Origin of the sequence: Tepidimonas thermarum, from assembly GCF_007556705.1 — a bacterium.
Taxonomy (GTDB): Bacteria; Pseudomonadota; Gammaproteobacteria; order Burkholderiales; family Burkholderiaceae_C; genus Tepidimonas; species Tepidimonas thermarum.
The window spans coordinates 1-22,454 of record NZ_VJOL01000018.1; the positions used below are offsets into that span (position 1 = coordinate 1).

The 22,454-nt window shown below is 69.3% G+C and carries 26 protein-coding genes and 1 pseudogene; 17 read left to right on the forward strand and 10 right to left on the reverse strand.

Annotated features, from left to right (window positions below; genetic code table 11):
• Window positions 1-164 precede the first annotated feature (164 nt).
• From Tther_RS06005 to rpsU, 4 genes are all read right to left on the reverse strand, one after another.
• Window positions 165-770, reverse strand: a complete 606-nt coding sequence (locus Tther_RS06005) for a hypothetical protein (RefSeq protein WP_143901931.1) — start codon at window positions 768-770, stop codon at window positions 165-167.
• 23 nt (window positions 771-793) lie between these two features.
• Window positions 794-1,624, reverse strand: a complete 831-nt coding sequence (murI, locus tag Tther_RS06010) for a glutamate racemase (RefSeq protein WP_246098935.1) — start codon at window positions 1,622-1,624, stop codon at window positions 794-796.
• 19 nt (window positions 1,625-1,643) lie between these two features.
• The gene (locus Tther_RS06015; RefSeq protein WP_143901933.1) at window positions 1,644-2,105 is read right to left on the reverse strand and encodes a GatB/YqeY domain-containing protein; all 462 of its coding nucleotides are present in this window, start codon (window positions 2,103-2,105) and stop codon (window positions 1,644-1,646) included.
• Between the two features lie 145 nt (window positions 2,106-2,250).
• Window positions 2,251-2,463, reverse strand: a complete 213-nt coding sequence (gene rpsU / locus Tther_RS06020) for a 30S ribosomal protein S21 (protein ID WP_143901936.1) — start codon at window positions 2,461-2,463, stop codon at window positions 2,251-2,253.
• A 202-nt stretch (window positions 2,464-2,665) separates the two neighbouring features.
• On the opposite strand from rpsU, the gene pap reads away from it, so the two are divergent.
• Window positions 2,666-4,153 carry a polyphosphate:AMP phosphotransferase gene (gene pap, locus Tther_RS06025; protein ID WP_143901938.1) on the forward strand — a complete coding sequence of 496 codons (1,488 nt, stop codon included), beginning with the start codon at window positions 2,666-2,668 and terminating at the stop codon, window positions 4,151-4,153.
• Window positions 4,154-4,165: 12 nt separating this feature from the next.
• Here pap and Tther_RS06030 read toward each other — a convergent pair whose 3' ends face one another.
• The 3 genes from Tther_RS06030 to Tther_RS06040 form a co-directional block, all read right to left on the reverse strand.
• Entirely contained in the window at window positions 4,166-4,468 is a 303-nt protein-coding gene (locus tag Tther_RS06030; RefSeq protein WP_143901940.1) for a YkgJ family cysteine cluster protein, read from the reverse strand.
• Window positions 4,469-4,817: 349 nt separating this feature from the next.
• Window positions 4,818-5,762 (reverse strand): ornithine carbamoyltransferase, encoded by a 945-nt coding sequence (gene argF / locus Tther_RS06035; protein ID WP_143901942.1) that lies wholly within the window; start codon window positions 5,760-5,762, stop codon window positions 4,818-4,820.
• On the reverse strand, window positions 5,759-6,970 hold the full coding sequence (locus tag Tther_RS06040; RefSeq protein ID WP_143901944.1) for an aspartate aminotransferase family protein: 1,212 nt from the start codon (window positions 6,968-6,970) through the stop codon (window positions 5,759-5,761). Before Tther_RS06040 ends, argF begins: the two co-directional genes overlap by 4 nt.
• Before the next feature lie 222 nt (window positions 6,971-7,192).
• Between Tther_RS06040 and Tther_RS06045 the strand changes: the two genes are divergently transcribed.
• Complete coding sequence (locus Tther_RS06045; protein WP_143901946.1) at window positions 7,193-7,513, forward strand: DUF3579 domain-containing protein; 321 nt, start codon at window positions 7,193-7,195, stop codon at window positions 7,511-7,513.
• A 207-nt stretch (window positions 7,514-7,720) separates the two neighbouring features.
• Here the strand turns inward: Tther_RS06045 and rpsT are convergent, their stop codons facing one another.
• Window positions 7,721-8,017 carry a 30S ribosomal protein S20 gene (rpsT, locus tag Tther_RS06050; RefSeq protein WP_143901948.1) on the reverse strand — a complete coding sequence of 99 codons (297 nt, stop codon included), beginning with the start codon at window positions 8,015-8,017 and terminating at the stop codon, window positions 7,721-7,723.
• Between the two features lie 198 nt (window positions 8,018-8,215).
• Between rpsT and Tther_RS06055 the strand changes: the two genes are divergently transcribed.
• Both Tther_RS06055 and Tther_RS06060 read left to right on the forward strand, forming a co-directional pair.
• On the forward strand, window positions 8,216-9,325 hold the full coding sequence (locus Tther_RS06055) for a fatty acid desaturase (protein WP_143901950.1): 1,110 nt from the start codon (window positions 8,216-8,218) through the stop codon (window positions 9,323-9,325).
• A gap of 117 nt (window positions 9,326-9,442) precedes the next feature.
• Entirely contained in the window at window positions 9,443-10,945 is a 1,503-nt protein-coding gene (locus Tther_RS06060) for a DEAD/DEAH box helicase (protein ID WP_143901952.1), read from the forward strand.
• Here Tther_RS06060 and Tther_RS06065 read toward each other — a convergent pair.
• On the reverse strand, window positions 10,896-11,747 hold the full coding sequence (locus Tther_RS06065) for a symmetrical bis(5'-nucleosyl)-tetraphosphatase (protein WP_143901954.1): 852 nt from the start codon (window positions 11,745-11,747) through the stop codon (window positions 10,896-10,898). The genes Tther_RS06060 and Tther_RS06065 overlap by 50 nt on opposite strands.
• A gap of 11 nt (window positions 11,748-11,758) precedes the next feature.
• Between Tther_RS06065 and Tther_RS06070 the strand changes: the two genes are divergently transcribed.
• Window positions 11,759-13,099, forward strand: coding sequence for a hemolysin family protein (locus Tther_RS06070; protein ID WP_143901956.1), 1,341 nt, complete (start codon window positions 11,759-11,761; stop codon window positions 13,097-13,099).
• A 40-nt stretch (window positions 13,100-13,139) separates the two neighbouring features.
• On the opposite strand, the pseudogene Tther_RS13470 reads toward Tther_RS06070, so the two are convergent.
• Window positions 13,140-13,985: pseudogene (locus tag Tther_RS13470) on the reverse strand (LysR family transcriptional regulator); the annotation flags it as partial.
• A 108-nt stretch (window positions 13,986-14,093) separates the two neighbouring features.
• On the opposite strand from Tther_RS13470, the gene Tther_RS06080 reads away from it, so the two are divergent.
• The 12 genes from Tther_RS06080 (at window position 14,094) to Tther_RS06135 (ending at window position 22,435) form a co-directional block, all read left to right on the forward strand.
• Window positions 14,094-15,515 (forward strand): form I ribulose bisphosphate carboxylase large subunit, encoded by a 1,422-nt coding sequence (locus tag Tther_RS06080; protein ID WP_143901960.1) that lies wholly within the window; start codon window positions 14,094-14,096, stop codon window positions 15,513-15,515.
• Between the two features lie 39 nt (window positions 15,516-15,554).
• Entirely contained in the window at window positions 15,555-15,875 is a 321-nt protein-coding gene (locus tag Tther_RS06085; protein ID WP_143901961.1) for a ribulose bisphosphate carboxylase small subunit, read from the forward strand.
• A gap of 77 nt (window positions 15,876-15,952) precedes the next feature.
• Window positions 15,953-17,887 carry an alpha-carboxysome scaffolding protein CsoS2 gene (locus Tther_RS06090; RefSeq protein WP_185975017.1) on the forward strand — a complete coding sequence of 645 codons (1,935 nt, stop codon included), beginning with the start codon at window positions 15,953-15,955 and terminating at the stop codon, window positions 17,885-17,887.
• Between the two features lie 9 nt (window positions 17,888-17,896).
• The gene (locus tag Tther_RS06095) at window positions 17,897-19,453 is read left to right on the forward strand and encodes a carboxysome shell carbonic anhydrase (protein WP_143901965.1); all 1,557 of its coding nucleotides are present in this window, start codon (window positions 17,897-17,899) and stop codon (window positions 19,451-19,453) included.
• A gap of 26 nt (window positions 19,454-19,479) precedes the next feature.
• Window positions 19,480-19,734 (forward strand): alpha-carboxysome shell vertex protein CsoS4, encoded by a 255-nt coding sequence (gene csoS4, locus Tther_RS06100; protein ID WP_143901967.1) that lies wholly within the window; start codon window positions 19,480-19,482, stop codon window positions 19,732-19,734.
• Between the two features lie 7 nt (window positions 19,735-19,741).
• Complete coding sequence (locus Tther_RS06105) at window positions 19,742-20,050, forward strand: carboxysome peptide B (RefSeq protein ID WP_143901969.1); 309 nt, start codon at window positions 19,742-19,744, stop codon at window positions 20,048-20,050.
• A gap of 51 nt (window positions 20,051-20,101) precedes the next feature.
• On the forward strand, window positions 20,102-20,398 hold the full coding sequence (gene csoS1 / locus Tther_RS06110; protein WP_143901971.1) for an alpha-carboxysome major shell protein CsoS1: 297 nt from the start codon (window positions 20,102-20,104) through the stop codon (window positions 20,396-20,398).
• A 66-nt stretch (window positions 20,399-20,464) separates the two neighbouring features.
• Window positions 20,465-20,803, forward strand: coding sequence for an alpha-carboxysome major shell protein CsoS1 (gene csoS1, locus Tther_RS06115; protein ID WP_143901974.1), 339 nt, complete (start codon window positions 20,465-20,467; stop codon window positions 20,801-20,803).
• A 33-nt stretch (window positions 20,804-20,836) separates the two neighbouring features.
• A complete protein-coding gene (locus tag Tther_RS06120; protein WP_143901976.1) occupies window positions 20,837-21,253 on the forward strand; it encodes a ferritin-like domain-containing protein in 417 nt (138 codons plus the stop codon).
• 41 nt (window positions 21,254-21,294) lie between these two features.
• Window positions 21,295-21,564, forward strand: a complete 270-nt coding sequence (locus Tther_RS06125; RefSeq protein WP_143901978.1) for a 4a-hydroxytetrahydrobiopterin dehydratase — start codon at window positions 21,295-21,297, stop codon at window positions 21,562-21,564.
• Window positions 21,561-22,169 carry a ParA family protein gene (locus Tther_RS06130; protein WP_143901980.1) on the forward strand — a complete coding sequence of 203 codons (609 nt, stop codon included), beginning with the start codon at window positions 21,561-21,563 and terminating at the stop codon, window positions 22,167-22,169. The genes Tther_RS06125 and Tther_RS06130 overlap by 4 nt, the downstream gene beginning before the upstream one ends.
• On the forward strand, window positions 22,166-22,435 hold the full coding sequence (locus Tther_RS06135; RefSeq protein ID WP_143901982.1) for a hypothetical protein: 270 nt from the start codon (window positions 22,166-22,168) through the stop codon (window positions 22,433-22,435). The genes Tther_RS06130 and Tther_RS06135 overlap by 4 nt, the downstream gene beginning before the upstream one ends.
• The last annotated feature ends 19 nt before the right edge of the window (window positions 22,436-22,454 follow it).

Below are 22,454 nucleotides of genomic sequence, written 5' to 3' on the forward strand. Positions count from 1 at the left end.
TTCGACCAACTTGGCCTACCCCGACTCTCATGACCTCAACTTCTCGAACCGCCCGGTGCGGACCCGCATGCCGGGTGGTGTGGGAGGGGCTCGGTCAGGCATACTGACCGCCCCTATCCCTATGCCCGCCCGAACCGATGCAAGGGCGGGTGTCGGCGGCTGCTCTAGCGTCCCACCAACCGCCGGTACGCCTCGCGCGTTTGCGGCGACACCGCTTGCAGGACTTGGGCGTGGGTGGTGTGGTGGCGGGCGCGCAGGCGGGCGTTGGCCACGGTGCGCGAGCGGCAGAACCAGTGGCAGGTGTGTTGCAGCAGCAACATCTCGGCGCTGAGCATGTAGGCTTTGTCGCGCGCAGACCGCGCGGCCTGGTTGGTGACGACGGTGTCGATGCCGGCAGCGTGCAGGGCCAGGGCGCGGCGCAGGTCGAAGGTGGCGCGCGGAAACAGCTTGTGCGCGTGCGGCAGCGCGATGGGCAGGGTGCTGACCAGGGCATCGTCAGGCCATACCGACTCGACGTCGGCGGCGAGCTGGCGCACCTGGTCGCGCAGTTCGGTTTCGGCGCTGGCCAGCATGTTCCAGATTTGCTCGCGCCGGCTGGGGTCGTCCTCGTCCAAGGCGCGCAGGTAGCCGTCCAACAGGGTTTCCATCAGGCGTTCGATGCGGTACGGCTGCAGGTAGCGGCCCAGCAGTTGGATGCGCCGCTGCTGTTCACGAACTTTGGCGATTTGCAGGCCGGCGCCCAGCGCCAGCGCGAGAAAGAGCAGTTCCATGGTACCCAAGGTGGGGATGGCGGTCACGCCGGGTCATCGGGTAAGCGTTGGGGCTGCACGGCCTGCCCCCACAGCAGCGCGATCACGCGCTGGGTTTGTGCCAAGTCGCCGCTGGTCCAAAAGGCGACGTCACCCGGGGCGGGGCCCGGCGCCGCCAGGCCCGCCTGCGCGAGCCGGCGCGCCAGCTCGCGCGCGACGGCGGGGGCGGGATCGAGCACGATGACGCTGGGGCCGGCCACGCGTTCGATGACCGGGCGCAAAAACGGGTAGTGCGTGCAGCCCAGCACGAGCACGTCGGCCCCCACGGCCAACAGCGGTCGCACCTGCTGCGCGACGGCGGCTTCGGTCTCGGGGCCGTCGAGTTCACCGCGCTCGACGCGTTCCACCCAGCCCGGGCAGGCCTGCGGCAGCACGCGCACGCCGGCGGCGTGCGCTGCGATCAGGCGGGCCAATCCTGGGCTGGCCACCGTGTTGCGCGTGGCCAGCACGCCGACGATGCCGCTGCGGGTCAGGGCCACCGCGGGTTTGACGGCGGGCTCGATGGCGACGATGGGCCAATCCGGGTGGCGCTCGCGCAGGGCCTGGATCGACAGGCCGGTGACCGTGTTGCAGGCGACGACCACCGCCTTGCAGCCGGCGCGCCGCAACTGCGCCAGAATGTGCTCGGCGCGCGCCTGCACGTAGGCGGGCGGTTTGTCGCCGTAGGGGGCGTGGCCCGAATCGGCGACGTAAATAAGCCGCTCAGCGGGGAGCTGGCAGCGGATTTCGAGCAGCACCGACAGGCCGCCCACCCCGGAGTCGAACACGCCCACGGGGGCGCAGGCGGCCAGCGGTGGCACCAGGGCGGTCGTCATGCCGCGCGGGGGGCGGGGCTCAGGGGGCGATGGCGGCCTTAACCGCGGCAGACACCTGGGCCATGTCGGCGCGGCCGCTGAGCTCGGCCTTGGCCGCGGCCATGAGTTTGCCCATGTCGGCCGGCGTGGGCGCGCGTCCCCATTCGCTGGCCAGGCGGGCCACGATGGCCTGCACCGCTTCGTTGACCGCCTGCGCGTCGAGGCGGGCGGGCAGGTAGGCCTCGAGGACGGCGGCTTCGGCACGTTCCTTGTCGGCCAAGTCGGTGCGGCCGGCCTGCTCGTAGGCGGCGATGGCGTCGCGCCGTTGTTTGAGCAGTTTGTCCACCACCGCGATCACGCCCGCATCGTCCAGGGTGATGCGCTCGTCCACTTCGCGCTGTTTGATGGCGGCCAACAACAGCCGGATGGCCCCGAGGCGGGCGCTGTCCTTGGCGCGCATGGCGGCCTTCATGTCGTCGGTGATGCGGTCCTTGAGTGCCATGGGAACTTTCTGCGGTGAGAGGGTGGATCGAGAAACGACAAAGCCCGCCAGAGCGTCCTCGGGCGGGCTGTTGGTGTCACCGGCGCGCGGGCGGTAACGTCATCGGGGTGCGGGGCCCTGGGGCACCCCGATGCGCTGACGGCGCTCAGTACAGGCGCTGCGGCAACTGCTGCGAGCGCACCCGCTTGAGGTGGCGCTTGATGGCAGCAGCCTTCTTGCGCTTGCGCTCGGCGGTGGGTTTTTCGTAGAACTCGCGGGCACGCAGCTCGTTGAGCAGGCCCAGCTTTTCGATCGTGCGCTTGAAGCGGCGCAGGGCGACGTCGAACGGTTCGTTGTCTTTAACGCGGATGGTGGTCATTGGCCAATGGTTTCCGAAAATGCACCAGGTGCCGCACGCGGGGAAGATCAGACCCATCGCCGGCGCGCCTGGCAGGGGTTCCCCATCGTCAAGGTGATCACGGCAGACGGGGCTTTGCCAGCAAAGACCGCCATTATAAGCGTTTCACACGGCGTGCGTGTGTGTCATGATGCGGCCTGACCACGGCAGAGGAGGAGCCCTTATGTTTGCTTCGGCGGAAATCGGTCACCGCATCGACCGCGCCACCTACAAGGCGGAGGTGCCCGCGCTGCGCGCCGCGCTGCTGGAGGCGCAGTATGCGCTGCTCAAGAGCGCCGACCGCGCCATCGTGATCCTGATCAACGGCGTCGATGGCGCCGGGCGCAGCGAGACAGTCAACACGCTCAACGCCTGGATGGATCCGCGGCACATCCGCACCGAGGCGTTTGACGCCATGACCGACGAAGACCGGCGCCGGCCGGAGCTGTGGCGCTTTTGGCAGGTGCTGCCGCCCAAGGGGCATATCGGGATTTTGTTCGGGTCGTGGTACACCGACCCGATCCTGGCGCGCGTCGAGGGGCGCGACAGCCGCGACCATTTTGCACACCGCTTGGAGCGCATTCGGCAGTTCGAGCGCATGCTCACCGCCGAAGGGGTGGTGCTGGTCAAGTTCTGGTTTCACCTGTCCTACCGCGCGGCCAAGGCGCGCCTGAAGGCGCTGTCCAGCGACCCGCGCACGGCCTGGCGCATCGGCCCGCGCGAAAAGGCGCATCTGAAGCGCTACGATGATTTCATCGAGGCCAGCGACGAGGCGCTGCGCAAGACCAGCTTGGGCGAGGCGCCCTGGATCGTGATCGAAGGCAGCGATGAGGCCTACCGGAACCTGACGGCCGGACGGCATCTGCTGTCGGTGTTGCGGCACAGCAAGGCGAGCGTGCCACCGCCCAGCCCGGTGCCCGCCAGCGCCCTCCACACCGGTTTGGCCGATGACCTAACCGTGCTGCGCGCGCTCGACTACAGCCGGCAGCTGTCGCGCGAACGCTACGACCGGCTGCTGGAGCGCTGGCAGGGCCGGCTCAACCTGCTCAGCCGTGATCCGCGCATGCGCCAGCGCGCGCTGGTGGTGGTGTTCGAGGGGATGGACGCGGCAGGCAAGGGCAGCACCATCCGGCGCCTGACGGGGGCCTGGGACGCGCGCTACTACCGGGTGGTGCCGGTGGCCGCCCCCAACGAGAACGAGCGCGCGCAGCCGTATCTGTGGCGTTTTTGGCGCTACATCCCCCCGCATGGGCGCGCGGTGATCTTCGATCGCTCGTGGTACGGGCGGGTGCTGGTGGAACGCGTCGAGGGCTTTTGCACCGAGTCGGACTGGATGCGCGCTTACGGCGAGATCAATGCCTACGAGGAGGAGCTGGCCGAGGCGGGCGTGATCATCGTCAAGTTCTGGCTGGCCATCACGCCTGAGGAGCAGCTTCGGCGCTTTCGCGAGCGCGAGACGACACCGCACAAGCAGTTCAAGATCACCCCCGAGGATTGGCGCAACCGGGAAAAGTGGCCCGCCTACGAGCGCGCGGTGCAGGACATGGTGGATCGCACCTCGACCCGGGTGGCGCCATGGCACATCGTGGCGTCGGACGACAAGCTGTGGTCACGCATCGAGGTGCTGCGCACGCTGTGCCGACGCATCGAGCAGGTGCTGCGGCGGGGGTAGCGCGGCGGCCCGCTACAGCGGCGCCAAGCCGTGGCGGGCGCGGGCGCGCGCGCAGGCGTCGCTGCCGGCTTCGAACTCCCGGCACGGGGCCGGGCGCCACTCGTAGATGCCGCAGGCTACCTGGCGGCCGATGGCGCCGGTGAGCGCCGCGCAGCGTGGTGGCCAGTGGTCGGTGCCGCGCATGCGCACGGTTGCGCCCGCGACGTCCACCACCAGCCCATCGGGCACGGTGCCGCCGCAGGCTTGGGTTTCGTACACGGAAAAATCGACACGGAAGGCGGCGCAGCACGCGCCGCAGCGCTGGCACTCGTTCATCCTCGGGGTGTCAGCCCATACGGCCCAGCAGCAGGTATTCCATCAACGCTTTTTGCACATGCATGCGGTTTGGCCGCTGCGCTCGAAACCGCATGGGTCATAGTCTGCCCAGCAGCAGGTATTCCATCAACGCTTTTTGCACATGCATGCGGTTTGGCCGCTGCGCTCGAAACCGCATGGGTCATAGTCTGCCCAGCAGCAGGTATTCCATCAACGCTTTTTGCACATGCATGCGGTTTGGCCGCTGCGCTCGAAACCGCATGGGTCATAGTCTGCCCAGCAGCAGGTATTCCATCAACGCTTTTTGCACATGCATGCGGTTTGGCCGCTGCGCTCGAAACCGCATGGATCATAGTCTGCCCAGCAGCAGGTATTCCATCAACGCTTTTTGCACATGCATGCGGTTTTCGGCTTCGTCCCAGACGACGGACTGGGGGCCGTCGATGACCTCGGCGGTGACTTCCTCGCCGCGGTGCGCGGGCAAGCAGTGCATGAACAGGGCGTCGGGCTTGGCCTGGGCCATCATCGCGGGCGTCACGCACCAGGCGGCAAACGCCTGTTTGCGCGCTTCGTTTTCGGCTTCGTAGCCCATGCTGGTCCAGACGTCGGTGGTGACCAGGTCCGCGCCGCGGCAGGCATCCATCGGGTCGTCGAACACGCGCCAGAAGTCGGCGCGCGGCACACCGGCGACGGCGGGATCGACCTCGTAGCCGCGCGGGGTGCTGATGTGCAGGCGAAACCCCAGCAACTGCGCCGCCTGCAGCCAGGTGTTGGCCATGTTGTTGCCGTCGCCCACCCAGGCCACGGTGATGCCGCGCAGGGCACCGACGTCGAGCGTGCCGTCGGCACGCCGGCCGCGGTATTCCAGCCACGTAAACAGGTCGGCCAGGATCTGGCAGGGGTGAAATTCGTTGGTCAGACCGTTGATGACCGGCACGCGCGAGTGCGCGGCAAAACGCTCGATTTTGCTTTGCTCGAAGGTGCGGATCATCACCAGGTCCACCATGCGGCTGATGACGCGCGCGGTGTCTTCGATGGGCTCGCTGCGCCCGAGTTGGCTGTCGCCGGTGGTCAGGTGCACCACCGAGCCGCCCATCTGGTACATGCCGGCCTCGAAGCTGACGCGCGTGCGCGTGCTGGCCTTCTCGAAAATCATGGCCAGGGTGCGGTCGGGGTCGGCAAACGGCTGGTATTTTTCGACTGCCTTGAACTTGCGCTTGATGAAGTCGGCGCGCTGGAACAGGTAGGCGTATTCCTCGGCGCTGAGGTCCTTGAATTGCAGGTAGTGTTTCATGCGTGGGTCTCGTCCAGGAAGGCCCGCACCTGCGGCACCAGTTTGGCGATGATTTCGTCGGCTTCGGCGCGCGACAGGATCAGCGGCGGCACCAGTCGGATGACGCGCTCGGCCGTCACCGACAGCAACAAACCGGCCCGTGCGCAGCGCAGCACCAGGTCGCCGCAGGGGCGGTCGAGCTCGATGCCGATCATGAGGCCCTTGCCGCGCACCTCGCGCACGCCGGGCAGGCCATGCAGCTCGGCCCACAGCTGGGTCAGCAGGTGCTCGCCTTGGGTGGCGGCGTTGGCCAGCAGGCCCTCGTCTTCCATGATGCGGATGGTCTCCAGCCCGGCGCGCATGGCCAAGGGGTTGCCGCCAAAGGTGGTGCCGTGATTGCCCGGCTGGAACAGGCGCGCGGCGCGGGGGCCGGCCACGACCGCGCCCACGGGCACGCCCGAGCCCAGCCCTTTGGCCAGCGGCATGACGTCGGGGCGGATGTTGGCCCACTGGTGGGCAAACCACTTGCCGGTGCGGCCCATGCCGCACTGCACCTCGTCGATCATGAGCAGCCAGTCGTGCGCGTCGCACAGGGCGCGCACGCCGGCGATGTAGTCGGCATCCAGCGGGTGCACGCCGCCTTCGCCCTGGATGGCCTCGAAAAAGACCGCCACCACGTTGGGGTTGCCGGCGGTGGCGCGGCGCAGCGCCTCCAGGTCGTTGATGGGCACGCGGATGAAGCCGTCCACCAGAGGCTCAAAGCCTGCCTGCACCTTGGGGTTACCTGTCGCGGACAGGGTGGCGATGGAGCGGCCGTGGAAGGCGCGCTCGTAGACGACGATTTCCGGGCGGGCGATGCCCTTGTCGTGGCCGAACTTGCGTGCGAGCTTGAGGGCGGCCTCGTTGGCTTCTAGCCCGCTGGAGCAGAAAAAAACGTTGTCCAGTCCGCTGCGCTCGCACAGGGCCGCGGCCAAGGGCTCGGTCCAGGGGTGGTGGTAGTAGTTGCTGACGTGGATCAGGCGGCCCACCTGTTCCTGCAACGCTTTGACCAGGCGCGGGTGGGCGTGACCCAGCGTGTTGACCGCGATGCCCGCCAGCGCGTCGAGGTATTCGCGCCCATCGACGTCCCAGACACGGCAGCCGCGGCCGTGGGACAGCATGATCGGCACGCGCGCGTAGGTTGGCATCACGTGCGGCTCGGTGGGAGGGGTGGCGGATGGGTGGCTCATGGCGTTGCGTTCGTGGGTGCCCGGGCCGGGCGGCAATGGGTGGATTCTAGGGCCACGCCGGGCCGTGCTCGCGCGCGCGGTCAGGGGTGAAGTCTTATATAAGATATAATACTGCCGCGTGCGCTGGGCGATCCCCAGCGTCACCGTCGCCCCGTTTGCCGGGGTGGTTGCCCCCCATCACGCCGCCGTGCGCCCACCGGCCGCGGCCCATTCATTCGTGCGATGGTCACGCCCAACGCCCAAGAAATCTTCATTCAGGGAGTCACGCACAGTGGCCGCACGTTTCGTCCCAGCGACTGGGCGGAGCGGCTGGCGGGCGTGATGCGGCCTTTCCATCCCCAGGCGGCGCAAGGGCACGGCGCGCACCTGGGCTACTCCCCTTGGGTCATCCCGACCGTGGTCAACGGTATCAAGTGCGTCGTCGTCAACCGCGCGTTGCGCGACTACGACGAGCGGGCGTGGAACTTCGTGCTGGGGTTTGCGCGCGACAACGACCTCGTCGTCACCGAAGCCTGTTTGCTGCCCGATCCGCCGCGCTCGTGACCGCTCCCCGCGTGTGGGCGTCAACGCGCCGCTGCGGTGCAACGGCGTGGCCACCGGCTGGGTGGGTCCATGGCGGTGCCGCACGTAAAAACGCCGCCGGGGCGGGTGCCGCGGCGGCGTGGGGGTGGCTTTGCTGGCAGCGCACCCGTTCCAAGGCAGACGGTCGCTGGCTGGCGGCCAGCAACGTCCGGGCGGGGGAGGTGTCCGTCAGGCGGACGCGGCGGCCAGAGCCTTGACCTTGGCCGACAGGCGGCTCTTGTCGCGGGCCGCCTTGTTCTTGTGGAAGATGCCCTTGTCCGCGATCGAGTCGACGATCGACTGCATTTGGGCAAAGAGTTCGGTGGCCTTGGCCTTGTCGCCGGCGGCAACGGCCTTTTCCACTTTCTTGATGGCGGTGCGGTAGCGCGAGCGCAGCGAGCTGTTGTGCGCGTTGAGCTTGACGTCTTGGCGCGCGCGCTTGCGGCCAGAGGCCAGGCGCGGCGACTTCTTGGATTTGGTTGCCATGGTGTGTCGAATTCCTAAAAGCGGTTGGTGGATGTTGCCAGCAAAGCCGTGCATTATAAAACGGCCGCTGTCTGTGTGGTAGAGGCAACAGTGGCGGGGGCGTGGTGCGTTTCGTTTGATGGAACGCAAGCGGGCTTGGGCATGATCGGGCATACTCGCGCCGGTTTGGCTTCCGTTGTGCCTTTCTTGCGTGCCGTTATGTCTGTCACCGAAACCGTTTCCGCGCCCGAGGCGTCGCAACCCATCCCGCCGGGGCAGCCGCTGCCCCACCGCAAGGTCATCCGCAGCTGGATCACGCCGCTGGGTGAGCGGCGCACCGCCATCGCCATCGCCCTGCTGGTGCTCGATGGGGCCATTTTTGCCGCGCTGATCGCCGGCACCATCGCCTTCGAGGCGTGGTGGGCCAAGCTGCTGTGCGCCCTGGCGGCGGGCTTTACGATCGGGCGGCTGTTCATCATCGGTCACGACGCCTGCCACCAAAGCTACATGCCGCACCGGGGCCTGAACAAGGTGCTGGGCCGCATCGCGATGATCCCCTCGCTGACCCCCTACAGCTTGTGGGAGGTGGGGCACAACGTGGTGCACCACGGCTACACCAACCTCAAAGGGGTGGACTTCGTGTGGGCGCCGCTGACCAAGGCGGAGTTCGACGCGCTCCCGCCGGGGCGGCGCCTGCTCGAGCGCATCTACCGCAGCGGCTGGGGGCCGGCGCTGTACTACTTCATCGAGATGTGGTGGTTGCGCATGTTCTTCCCGCGCAAGACCTACATGGGCACGCGCCGGCCCGAGTTCTTCTGGGACGGCGTGTTTGTGCTGGCGGTGGGGCTGTTGTGGATCGGCGGCATGGTGGCGGCGGCGCTGGCCACCGGGCAGTCGGTGTGGCTGCAGGTGCTCATGGGCTTTGTCGTGCCGTTCGTGTTCTGGAACGCGATGATCGGCTTCGTGGTGTACGTGCACCACACCCACCCGGCCGTGCAGTGGCACGATGACAAGGTGGCTTGGGCCAAGGCCGCGCCGTTCGTCTCCACCACCGTGCATCTGGAGTTTCCGTTCAAGATCGGCGCGCTGATGCACCACATCATGGAGCACACCGCCCACCACGTGGACATGAGCGTGCCGCTGTACAAGCTCAAGCAGGCGCAAAAGAAGCTGGAGGACATGCTGCCCGGGCGCATCATCATCCAGCGCTTTAGCTGGCGCTGGTACTTCGACACCGCGCGCCGCTGCAAGCTCTACGATTTCACGCGTCGCTGTTGGACCGATTTCCAGGGCCGCCCGACCAGCGATCCGGCGCCGTCGTACGCCTGACGGCTGCGCTGCCGTGGCCTTGGTGCCGGGCGCACGAGGGGCGGATGCAGGGGCCGATGGGCCCCTGCGTCGTTTGTGGGTGGCGTCTTTCGTGCTGCGGTGCGACAATAGCGCCACATGAGTCAAGCTTTTTCCGAACTGAATCTGGCCGAACCGCTGGCCCGGGCCGTGGCCGAGATGGGCTACGAGACGATGACGCCCATCCAGGCGCAGGCCATCCCGGTCGTGCTGCAAGGGCGCGACGTGATGGGCGCGGCGCAGACCGGCACCGGCAAGACGGCGGCGTTTTCGCTGCCGTTGTTGCAGCGCCTGCTGCGCCACGCCAACACCTCCACGTCGCCCGCGCGCCACCCCGTGCGCGCGCTGGTGCTGCTGCCCACGCGCGAACTGGCCGACCAGGTCGCGCAGCAGATCAAGCTCTACGCCAAGTACACGCCGCTGCGCAGCGCGGTCGTCTTTGGCGGCATGGACATGAAGCCGCAGGTCGAAGAGCTGCGCAAGGGCGTCGAGGTCCTGGTGGCCACGCCCGGGCGCCTGCTGGACCACATCGAGGCCAAGACCGCGGTGCTCAACCAGGTCGAGTACGTGGTGCTCGACGAGGCGGACCGCATGCTCGACATCGGCTTTTTGCCCGACCTGCAGCGCATCCTGTCCTACCTGCCCAAGCAGCGCACGACGCTGCTGTTTTCCGCCACCTTTTCGCCCGAGATCAAGCGGCTGGCGGCCAGCTATTTGCAAGATCCCGTGGTCATCGAGGTGGCGCGGGCCAACACCACCGCGTCCACGGTGGAGCAGCGCTTCTTCCGCGTGGAGGAGGACGACAAGCGCCAGGCCCTCAAGCAGCTGGTGCGCGCGCACGGTGTGACGCAGGCCTTCGTGTTCGTCAACAGCAAACTGGGCTGCGCGCGGCTGGCCCGCGCGCTGGAGCGCGATGGCTTTCGCGTGGCGGCGCTGCATGGCGACAAAAGCCAGGATGAGCGCCTCAAGGCGCTCGACGCGTTCAAGCAGGGGCAGGTCGATTTGCTGGTCTGCACCGATGTGGCCGCGCGCGGGCTGGACATCAAGGACGTGCCGGCGGTGTTCAACGTGGACATTCCGTTCAACGCCGAGGACTACGTGCACCGCATCGGCCGCACCGGGCGGGCTGGCGCGTCCGGGCTGGCCATTTCCTTCGTCAGCGGGCGCGACGCGCGTTCCCTGGCGGAGATCGAAAAGCTGATCGGCCGCAAAGCCGAGGTCGAGCCGTTGGAGATCGAAGACGAGCGCGCACCGCGCGCGCGCCCCGGGCGCATCAACGATGGGCAGCGGCTGTGGCAAAGCGGTGCAGGCGCTGAGGCAGCGGCTGCACCGGCCGCGCCCGTTGCGCGCGCGCCACGGGCGCCACGCGGCAGCGGCGCGGACCGGCGCGCGGCAGACCCGCTCTACGACCGGCCGTACGAACCGGCGTTGCCGCCGGAGGCGACACCCGAGTGGGAAAAGGCTGCCAAGGCGCCCGCGCCCAAGGGCCTGTCCGCCTACATTCGCCCGCGGCGCAAGGTGGCGGCGTTGCTGCGCGCGCCACTGCCGGCGCTCAAAGCCCCCGAAGCGGCGCCCGAGCCTGCGGACACGGCAGCCGGATGACCTCCACGCGCCGGGCATCGGTCACGGGCGCATCGGGCAGGCACGCCGCGCTGAGCTGCCCGCCCCAGATGCAACCCGTGTCGAGCGCGAGCAGGTCGGCGCGGCGCAGCGGGCCCAGCGTCGACCAGTGACCAAAGGCCACTGGCGTGCCCGCCGTTTGACGCTGGGGCACGTCGAACCACGGCACGTAGCCCGGCGGGTCGTCGGCGGCGCTGTCTTTGGTGGCAAATTCCATCACCCCTTCCGGCGTGCAAAACCGCAGCCGCGTCAGCGCATTGACGATCACGCGCAGCCGCGCCGGCCCCTGCAGGTCCGCGCGCCAGGCGTTGGGGTCGTTGCCGTACATCTGCTGCAGCCAGGCGTGGCGCTGCGGGCTGCGCAGGACGTGCTGCACTTCGGCCGCCAGCGCCAGCGTCTGCTCCACGCTCCAGGCGGGCAGCACGCCAGCGTGCACGAGCAGCCAGCCGCGCTCGTGCAGCGCCAGCGGCCGCTGCGCCAGCCAATCGAGCAGCGCGTCGCGGTCGGGGGCGTTCAGGATCTCGTCGAGGGTGTCGCTGCGGTGCGGGGGGCGCACGCCGGCCGCCACGGCCAGCAGGTGCAGGTCGTGGTTGCCCAGCAGGGTGTCGCCCGCGCCGTCGAAGCGCATGACACGGCGCAGCGCCGCCAGCGACGCCGGCCCCCGGTTGACCAGGTCGCCCAGCACGATGAAGCGGTCGCGGCTGGGGGAAAACCCCAGCTCGGCCAACAGCCGTTGCAGGGCCTCGTCACACCCTTGCACATCGCCAATCAGGTACAGTGCCATTGCACAACATTATGGACGTGCTGCTCATCCTGCTGCTGACGCTGCTCAGCGGCCTGTTTTCGATGACCGAGATCGCCGTCGTCTCCAGCCGCCGCGTGCGCCTGGAGGCGATGGCCAGCGACGGCGACCACGGCGCGCGGGCCGCGCTGTGGCTGCAGGACAACCCGACGCTGTTTTTTTCCACCATCCAAATGGGCAACACCACGGTGGCCCTGCTCAACGGCATCGTGGGCGAGGGCGCCTTTGGTGACGGGTTGGCCGCTGCCCTGCAGGGCGTGGGGCTGCCCGCGGGGTGGGCGCACGCGTTAGCGACCACGGCGGTGGTCGTGGCGGTGACCTATGTCACGATCGTGATCGGCGAGCTGGTGGCCAAACGCATCGGCCAGACAGCCCCGGAGGCGATCGCGCGCTGGATGGCGCGGCCGCTGCTGGCGCTGGCCAAGGTGGCCAAGCCGGCGGTGGCGCTGCTGGCATTGTCCACCAACGCTTTGTTGCGCTTGCTGGGCATCCCGCCGCTGCCGCGGCACGAGGTGACGGTGGAGGAAATCCAGGCCCAGCTCGCCCACGGGGTGCGTTCGGGCGTGATCGAGCGCGGCGAACACCGCATGGTGGGCAACGTCTTGGCGCTGGACGACCGGCAGCTCGGCAGCCTGATGGTGCCGCGCGCCGAGATCGTCTGGCTCGATGCCGAACGCCCCTTGGGCGAGGTGTTGATCAACGCCCGGCACGGCGGGCATTCCTGGTACCCGGTCTGCCGCGGAGGGCTGGACGATGTGCTCGGGGTGATCCACCTGTCGCGCCTGATCGCGCTCGACGAAAAGGGGGGGCGGGAACACGATTGGGTGCGCGACGTGCAACCGGCGGTGTTCGTGCCCGAAACGCTGTCCGGGTTGGACCTGCTCGAGCAATTTCGTGCGCGCGCGATGCGCATGGTGTTCGTGGTCGACGAATACGGCGAGGTGCAGGGCTTGCTGACACCGCTGGACCTGCTGGAGGCGATCACGGGTGAGCTCTCGTCCGACGAGCCGCACGACGCCTGGGCCACGCCGCAGCCGGACGGATCGTGGCTGCTGGATGGCAGCATGCCGGCGCATGAACTCAAGAGCCGGCTCGACATCGGGGCCCTGCCCGACGAGGAGCGCGACCTGTATGGCACGCTGGCCGGGTTGATGCAGACGGTGGCCGGACGCCTGCTCAAGCCGGGGGATGCGGTGGCGGTGGAGGGGTGGCGCCTGACCGTGCTGTCGATGCAGGGGCGGCGGATCGACCGCGTGCGCGCCGAGCGGCTGCAGGCACCGGATGCGCCGCCGGTGCCACCGCCGGATCCCGATGCGCAAACAGCCAGTCTTTGAAGGCTGCCGCCGCCGGTGAGAGCCGCTTGCCGCGCGGGTAGACGATGTGCCACTGGCGCAACAGCGGAAAACCCTGCACGTCCAGTTGCACCAGCTCGCCCAGCGCCAGTTCCGCGCCCACCGTGTGCGCGGACAGCACCGCCAGGCCCAGCCCGCCCGCCACGGTCTGTTTGATGGCCTCGTTGCTGCCCACCTCGAGCCGGGCGCGCAGCGGCACGCCCAGGGCGTCGAAAAAACGCTGCATCGTGGCGCGGGTGCCGCTGCCCGGCTCGCGCAGGATGAAGGGTTCGCCCGCCAGGCGGCGCGGGTCGATGGCGCGCTCGCGTGCCAGGGGGTGGCCGGGCGGGGCCACCAGCACCAGCGGGTTGTCGGCAAACGGCTCGCACACCACGTCCCAGTCGTCGGGCGGCTGGCCCAGGATGTAGAGGTCGTCCTGATTGGCGGCCAGCCGCTGCAGCAGGGCGCCGCGGTTGCCCACCACCATGGCCACCTCGATGCCGGGGTGGGCGGCGGCAAAGCTGCCCAGCAGCTTGGGCACGACGTATTTCACCGTGGTCAGGATGGCCAGGCGCACGCTGCCTTTTTCGATCCCGCGCAGCGCAGCCACGTCTTCGGCCAGGCGCCGCAGCCGTTCATCGACGTCGGCGGCGGCCTGCGCCAGCGCCTGGCCGGCGGCGGTCAGGTAGATACGGCGGCCAATCTGCTCCACCAACGGCTGGCCCACGGTGTCGGCCAGTTGCTTGACCTGCAGCGACAAGGTGGGCGGTGCGAGGTGCAGCGCTTCGGCCGCGCGCGCGAAGCTGCCGTGCTGCGCCACGGCCAGAAAGATGCGCAGTTGGTGCAGGGTGAGGTGGCGCGGGTTCAAGAGTTTATTCCAATAAAACAAAACCGTTTGAATATTTTACTTTTCATAAATAGAGCGTCCGCCTACGATCCACCCCAGCCCCCAACCACGGGTTTGCAGTAACCGCCCCGAGACTTCCGAGGAGTGAGCATGGCCGTCAAAACCTACAACGCCGGCGTCAAAGAGTACCGCCAGACGTACTGGATGCCCGATTACACCCCGCTGGACACCGACCTGTTGGCGGTGTTCAAGATCGTGCCACAGCCTGGCGTGGATCGCGAAGAGGCGGCCGCCGCGGTGGCCGCCGAATCGTCCACCGGGACCTGGACCACGGTGTGGACCGACTTGTTGACCGACCTGGACTACTACAAAGGCCGCGCCTACCGCATCGAAGACGTGCCCGGCGACGACACGGCGTTTTATGCCTTCATCGCCTACCCGATCGATTTGTTCGAGGAAGGCTCGGTGGTCAACGTGTTCACCTCGCTGGTGGGCAACGTGTTTGGCTTCAAGGCCGTGCGCTCGCTGCGGCTGGAAGACGTGCGCTTCCCGATCGCCTACGTCAAAACCTGCGGCGGCCCGCCCAACGGCATTCAGGTCGAGCGCGATTTGATGAACAAATACGGCCGTCCGCTGCTGGGCTGCACCATCAAACCCAAGCTGGGCTTGTCGGCCAAGAACTATGGCCGCGCGGTGTACGAGGCGCTGCGCGGCGGGCTGGACTTCACCAAGGATGATGAAAACGTCAACAGCCAGCCCTTCATGCGCTGGAAGCAGCGTTTCGACTTTGTGATGGAGGCCATCCTCAAGGCCGAGGCCGAGACCGGCGAGCGCAAGGGGCACTACCTCAACGTCACCGCCCCCACGCCGGAGGAGATGTACAAGCGCGCCGAGTACGCCAAATCGATCGGCGCGCCCATCATCATGCACGACTACCTCACCGGTGGCTTTTGCGCCCACACCGGTCTGGCCAACTGGTGCCGCGAAAACGGCATGCTGCTGCACGTGCACCGCGCGATGCATGCGGTCATCGACCGCAACCCCTACCACGGCATCCACTTCCGCGTCCTGACCAAGGTGCTGCGCCTCATGGGCGGTGACCACCTGCACACCGGCACCGTGGTGGGCAAGCTCGAGGGCGATCGCCAGGCCACCCTGGGTTGGGTGGACCTGCTGCGCGAGTCGTTCGTGCCGGAGGACCGAAGCCGCGGCATCTTTTTCGACCAGGACTGGGGCTCGATGCCCGGCGCGTTTGCCGTGGCCTCGGGCGGCATCCACGTGTGGCACATGCCGGCGCTGCTGGCGATCTTTGGTGACGACGCCGTGTTTCAGTTCGGCGGCGGCACACTCGGCCACCCCTGGGGCAACGCCGCGGGCGCGCACGCCAACCGCGTGGCGCTGGAGGCCTGTGTGCAGGCGCGCAACGAAGGGCGCCAGGTCGAGAAGGAAGGCAAGGAAATCCTGACAGCGGCGGCGCAGCACTCGCCCGAACTCAAGATCGCGATGGAGACCTGGAAGGAAATCAAGTTCGAGTTCGACGTCGTCGACAAGCTCGACGTGCAGCACAAGTGACCGTCGCCCCGCGAACCGACCGCAGTCAGGAGATCCATCATGCAAGCCTACAAGCAGTCCCTCAAGCACGAAACCTTTTCCTACCTGCCGCAGATGACGCCGGAGCAGGTGCGCCGTCAAATCGCCTACGCCTTGGCGCAGGGCTGGAACCCGGCGGTGGAGCACACCGAACGTGGCACACCGGCCAAGCAGAGCTACTGGTACATGTGGAAGCTGCCGCTGTTTGGTGAGCAGTCGGTCGATACCGTGCTGGCCGAGATCGAGGCCTGCCACCGCGAATTTCCGAACCACATGGTGCGCTTCGTGGCTTACGACAACTACGCGCAAAGCCAGGGTTTGACGTTCGTCGTCTACCGCTGATGCGTTTGCGGGCGCGGGCTCTGCAAGGGGCCGCAGCCCATCCAGTGATCGACCGTTCGCTTCAGAAGGAGTCCCCCATGGACGGGACCGTGGTAAAGGCTGCCCTTTCGGGGCGTGAGTTGGCGCGGCAGCGGCGCCAAGCGCTGGCCCAACAGGGGCGTGGCGCACTGGCCAATCTGCGCAGTACGGTGGCGCGCGTGCGCAGCCCGCAGGCCGACGCTGCGCCTGCGGCGGCGACGGCGGGTTGCGGCTGCGGCTGCGGCTGCGGCGGCACCGGTGGTTGCCAGCGTCCACCGGCCGAAGACGGCGTGGCGCGCATGCTGGCGGCGGCACAGGCCGAGGCTGCCGCACCCGCCAGCGCGGCCGCGTTGGCCCGCAGCGGCGAGGCGCCACGTGTGGCCCCCCCCACCGGGCGCGCCTTGGCCCAGGCACGCCGTGCGGCCATGGCGCGCGACGGCAAAGGCGGGTTGGCGCGCGTGGCGCAGGCCGCGCGCTTGGCCACCACCATGCCCGACCGCGACTGGCGCGAGGCGTTGCAAAAGGGGGCTACCGGCCGTCAGCTGGCCATGCAGCGCCGCATGCTGTTGGCGCTCAGCGGTCGCGCTGCGCTGGCGGCTTCGACCCACCCGGCCAGCAGCGCGCGGCCTTCGGGCCGCGTGCGGCCCTCGGCTGCGCTGCGCGATGCCGCGCACACCGAGTCCGGGCACACCCTGTCGGGCCAGCGTGTCAGCGGCACCCAGGTAGAGCGCAGCGCCAAGGTCACAGGGATGGAGGCCGGCACCTGTCGTCAGGTGACGGGGACGGAATACATTGGTCAGGAGCAGTTTGAGGCCTGGTGCGCCGCCAAACCGCAGCCCGCACCACCCAAGGTCGTGGTCACGCACACCGAGCGTGGGCGCAGCGTCACCGGCAGCCACGCCGGGCTCAACAGCAAGGTCACCGGCAACGAAACCGGCGCCTGCCGCGGCATCACCGGCACGCGCTATTTGGCGGCGGAAGACGTGGCCCTGTGCGAGCAGGTGGCGCCACGCGCGCCGCACAAGGTGAGCGTGATGTCGTCGCGCGGCGACAACCCCGTCACCGGCACACCGGTGGCGCGCAGCCCCAAGGTTACGGGCAACGAAGCGGGCGCCCAGCGCCCGATTTCGGGCACGCAATATGCGTTGTCCAGCGGTGGAGAAGCCGGCTTGCGCGCCGGTACCGCCTCGCGCCGGGCCTGCGCCCCGGTGCACGCGGCGCAGGCCGAAGCGCCGAGCGCCGACGGCGCGGCGGTGGCGCTCGCGGCGCAGGCCAGCGCGGCACCGGCTGAGCGCATGCCCGCGGGTTTTGCCTTGGCCACCGTCAGCGGTGACAGCCCGGGCGCGGGTGGTGGCCGCATCACGGGTGACGAGCGCGGCGCGTGTGAGCCCGTGACCGGCACGCCCTACCTTGGGCCCGACAATTTGAGCGGCGGCTGCACGCTCAGCGGCCGTTGGCTCACGCGCTATCCGGAACTGGCCGCCACCGAGGCCCCGCCGGCGCCGCGCGACTTCAGCGTGCAGCCGCCCGCGCGCCAGGCGTGGGAGCGGCGCCAGCGCATCACCGGCAGTGCGGGCGCGGACGAGACGTCGCAGCGCGTGACCGGCCCGGGCATGAAAGCGCAGGGGTTGATCACCGGCACGCCCGAGTTTCGCCACGGGCCGGCTGCAACCGGCGTACCCTGGCTCGGGGCGGCCGCCAGCGCCCCGGCGCTGGCGCCGGCCGAGCGTGTAACCGGAGAGGGCGCGGCCCCGCGCTCGGTGCGCATCACCGGTGATGCCTGGGGCAGCGAGCGGCGCGTGACCGGTACCGAAGGCGCATCCGCCGCTGTGCGCAACCCAACGCAGCGGGGTATGCCGCGTCCGCTGGGGGCGCAGGCGCGCCACCTGCGTGCGCTGGAGCGTGACGAGGTGCCCCTGAGTCCCATCACCGGCAGCAGCGGCAATACGCCGCGCGGTGCGGTGGTGACCGTCTCGGGTGGGGCGCGCGGCTAAGGGTCGACCATGGACACGCGTAAACGGCAACTCGCCCTGCAGCGCGCCGCGCGCGCCACGCTGCCGCGCCACGGCCTGCACGCCCCCGCGGCGCGCGTGGTGCCGCAAGCGCAGGCGCCGCTGCCCAACCCGGCCTGTGTGCCGGGCGCCGGGCGCAGCTGCCGCCATGCGCTGACCGATGTGGCCCTCAACGCCGCGTTGCACGCTTACGAGCAGACGGTGCGTGGGCGGTTCGACGCCATCGAGGATGTGCTGCGCACCCTTTCGGCGTGGCAGCACGAGCGCGACTTTGTCGAGCGCGCGCAGGCGCTGGCGCAGCAGCGGCTGGATTTTGAATGGCCGCTGTCGGCCTTGGAAAACGCCTGGGTTGCCGGGGTGGACATGGCGGCGCTGCACGCGCACGCGATGTTCGAAACCATCCGCCGCTGCGTGGCCCTGGCGGAGCAGGACGGCGCGCCCTGGCGCAGCCGGCTGCCGGTGCAGCCGCAGGTTCTGCGCGCGTGTGGCGTGCACACGCTCGATGTCAGCCCCTGCGCCGACGGACGCCTGCAGGGGGTGCTGCCGTTCGTGCTGCGCACCGTGCCCGCCGAGGCGGTGGTCGTCAAGGCCTACGCAGGCGCGCTGTTCGACGTCGAGCTGGACGTGCAGGACTGGACCCAGCGCGAGCTGGAGCGCCTCAGCGGCCTGATGGACGAGGGGCAGACGCTGGACTACCTCAAGGTGGCCATCTACCACTTTTGCTCGTCGCAGCCCCGGCACGAGGGGTGTGCCGCGCACGGCAGCGACGATGCGCGTGCGGTGGCGGGCGCCATCGAGCGGCTGCAGGCGCTGCGCGTCGCGGTGGACAACACCTTTGGGGACGGGGCAGCGCCGCTGGTCATGCTCATCGGCGTGGACACCGACCTCGACGCGATCCGCATTCACCTGCCCGATGCGCGCGGGCAGCTGCATGCCGACCGTTTTTTGGACGCCGCCACCCTGTACCGGGAGACGCTGGGGATGGCCGCGGCGGACGCGCGCCGGCACCTGCACGAAGCCGTGGCCGCGCACGTGCGCGAGCTTGGCGGGGTGCTGGGCCGCATGCCCGGCGACGACGGGTTGGCGCGGCTGGCGCAGATCTGGCTGGAGGCCAACCTGTCGCAAATCGAGTTCGTCATCGAGCACCACGGCGGGCGCTACGCCGTCGTGGGCCACGATGAGCACTTTGTCTGCGTGGGCGATGCGCTGCCGCCGCTGCAACTGCGCAACCAGTACTACCACGCCCATCTCGATACGGTGGAAGAGGGCACGGCCGATCTGGATGTCGGCGTCAAGATCTTTACCGGCTTGAATCTGCGGCGCGGACTGGCATTGCCGGTGCTGGTGCACTTTACCTATTCGTCGCGGGTGCCGGGGGCGCGCGAGCGTGCGGTGGCGCGTGGACAGCGTGTGTTGGCGGCGATCCGGGCCCGCTATCGCCACTGGGACGAGCGCGGCTTGTTGCATGGGCGCGTGGCGGTCAGCGACCGCCACGGCCGCGAGACGGTGGCGCTCATCGACGCGCCGGCCGCGGTGGCGGGGCACTGAGCGGGCATGAGGCGAGGCAACCGACCATGAAGATCATGCGCGTGGAAAAAACCCTGGTCTCGACCAACCGCATCGAGGCCTTTGGCCACCGGCCGTTGCTGGTGGTGCAGGAAAAGGTCGGCGGCGCGCGCAGCGTGGCCGTCGACGCGGTGGGCTGCGTGCCGGGTGACTGGGTTATTTGCGTGGGGTCGTCGGCGGCGCGGGAGGCTGCCGGGGCCAAAGACTTCCCGTCCGACCTGACCATCGTCGGCATCATCGACCACTGGAACCCGGAAAGCTGAGGCGGACATGGACATCGTACGGGTGATGGACGACTTGGTGTGCACGCGCCGCGTGCCGGGGCTGGGCAGCGCTTCGCTGCGCGTGGTGCGCAGCGCCCAGGGGGTGGTGTCGGTGGCCACCGACCCGGTGGGTGCGCCGGTGGGGCGCTGGGTGTTTGCCACCACCGGCAGCGCGGCGCGCCTGGCCATGCCGGATCCCACGTGCATGACCGATTTGACCATCTGCGGAATCATCGACCAGTGGGATGAGGAAGTCCCGCCGGTTGCCACAGCGCATCGAGCCACGGACACGGGGTCCGGGGCGAGCAAGGGGTGAGCCGATCGGCTCAGGTGTTTGAGAGTAACTGTGACCACGAGGAGTAAAGCAATGGCGAACACAACGGGTATTGCCCTGGGCATGATCGAGACGCGCGGCCTGGTGCCGGCCATCGAGGCCGCCGACGCGATGACCAAAGCGGCCGAGGTGCGGCTGATTGGCCGCCAGTTTGTGGGCGGCGGCTATGTGACGGTGCTGGTGCGTGGCGAGACCGGGGCGGTCAATGCCGCGGTGCGCGCGGGGGCCGACGCGTGCGAGCGGGTGGGCGATGGCCTGGTGGCTGCGCACATCATTGCGCGCGTGCACAGCGAGGTCGAGGGCATCCTGCCCACGGCGCCCACGGTTTGATGCCCCCACCATGCAAGGCGCCGCCCGCCGCGGCGGCGTTGCATCAACGATGACAGGAGTGTGATCATGGCAACGATGACAGGCATTGCCCTGGGCATGATCGAGACGCGCGGCCTGGTGCCGGCCATCGAGGCCGCCGACGCGATGACCAAAGCGGCCGAGGTGCGGCTGATTGGCCGTCAGTTTGTCGGCGGCGGCTATGTGACGGTGCTGGTGCGTGGCGAGACCGGGGCGGTCAATGCTGCGGTGCGCGCGGGGGCCGACGCGTGCGAGCGGGTGGGCGATGGCCTGGTGGCTGCGCACATCATTGCGCGCGTGCACAGCGAGGTCGAAGGCATTTTGCCGACGCGCCCCGACGCCGACGGCGGTGGCCGCGACGCCGAGGTCACCTCCACGCGCAGCTGACGCGGGGCCGTTGTCGAGGTCGAGGGGGCGAACATGGCGGCCGATGCACGGGTCCTGGGTTGGCTGACACGCGCGCTGCAGCACGAGATGACCGCCGTGCAGCAGTACCTGGCGCAGTCGGTGCTGGCGCGCCTGACCGGACACGGTGAGCTGGCGCAGCGCCTGCACGAGGAGGCGATGGAGGAGCTGGCGCATGCCGAGCGGCTCATGCAGCGCCTCATCGAGCTGGGTGTGGCGCCTGCTGCGGGCACGGTGCCGCCGGCGCGCCTGGGCCGCGGGGTGGCCGACTTTGCCACCCTCAACCGCCAGTTGGAGCAAACCGCCGTGGTGCTGTACCAGGACGCGGCCGACCACGCGCGCCGGGTGCGCGACGCTGCCAGCGAGGCGCTGTTTCGTGAACTCGCCGCCGAGGAAGCTGCGCACGTTGGCGCGTGGAGCCGGGCAGGCTAAGCCGCCGCCCACGGCGGCACAACCAACAACAGGAGAGGCCGATGAGCGACACCACCGTCGAAGGCTGGACCGAGCAGGCGCGTCCGCCGACCTTGTTCCGGCGCTTTTCGTTCGAGCGCTACGCCGACACGCGCGCCTTTTTGGACCGCGTGGCCGCGGTGCAGGAAACGCTTGGCGTGGCGCCGCACAACATCAGCTTTGGCACCACCTACGTCAATGTCACGATTGGCGCGGGTGACGCGGGCTTGGGTGAAATCGAGCGCGAGCTGGCGCGGCGCATCGCGGCGGCCGCCACGGGCGCAACGCCATGACGGCCAAGGGCGCGCCGCGGCGTTTGACGGTGCTCAACGCCAAGGGCGGCACCGGCAAGACCACCCTGGCCGTGCAATTGGCGGCCGGGTTGGCGCGCCGCGGCAGCGCGGTGCTGGGCGATCTCGACCCGCAGGGGTCGGCCACGCAGTGGCTGCGCAGCGCGGCCTTGCCGGTGCACGTGGGTGAGGACGCCTGGCGCGCGCAGGCCGACCACGTGGTGTGGGATTGCCCGCCCAGTGTGGAACACCCCGCCGCCCAGCGCGCCTTGCGCAACACCGACGCCGTGCTGGTGCCGGTGTTGCCGTCACCCCTGGATTTGTGGGCCAGTTGGCGGCTGGTCGAGGCGATCCGCGCCGAACAGGCGCGTCGCCCCGCGCTGCGCGCCTGGCTGGTCATCAACCAGCTCGAGCCCGACAGCGCCCTCTCGACCGCAATGCACGAGGCGTTGCGGGAATTTGAGCTGCCGGCGCTGCGTGCCGTGGTGCGCCGGCGCGCGATCTACCGCACCGCCGCGCTGCAAGGGGTCAGCGTGTACGACCTGGGACCGCGCGCGCAGGCGGCGGTGGCCGACATCGAAGCCGTGATCGAGGAGATGCAACCATGAACAGCACCACCGCCCGGCGCCTGGCCGCCAGTGTGCGCAGCGCACGCAGCGCTGCCGATGCCGCGCCGGCGACGCCTGCCGCTGCCCCGCAGCCGCCTGCGGCCCCACGGGCGCGCCGCAGCCGCGCTTCCAGCGTGCCCGCTGCCCAGGCGGCGCCGGCGCCGCTGCCGCCGCGTGCTGCGGCCCCCGCCCCGGCGCCCCGCCTGCCGGATACCCCCGCGCCCAGCGCGCAGGACTTGTTCCCGCGGCGCATTTGGCCCGACTGATGTGGCCCGCCGACTGACC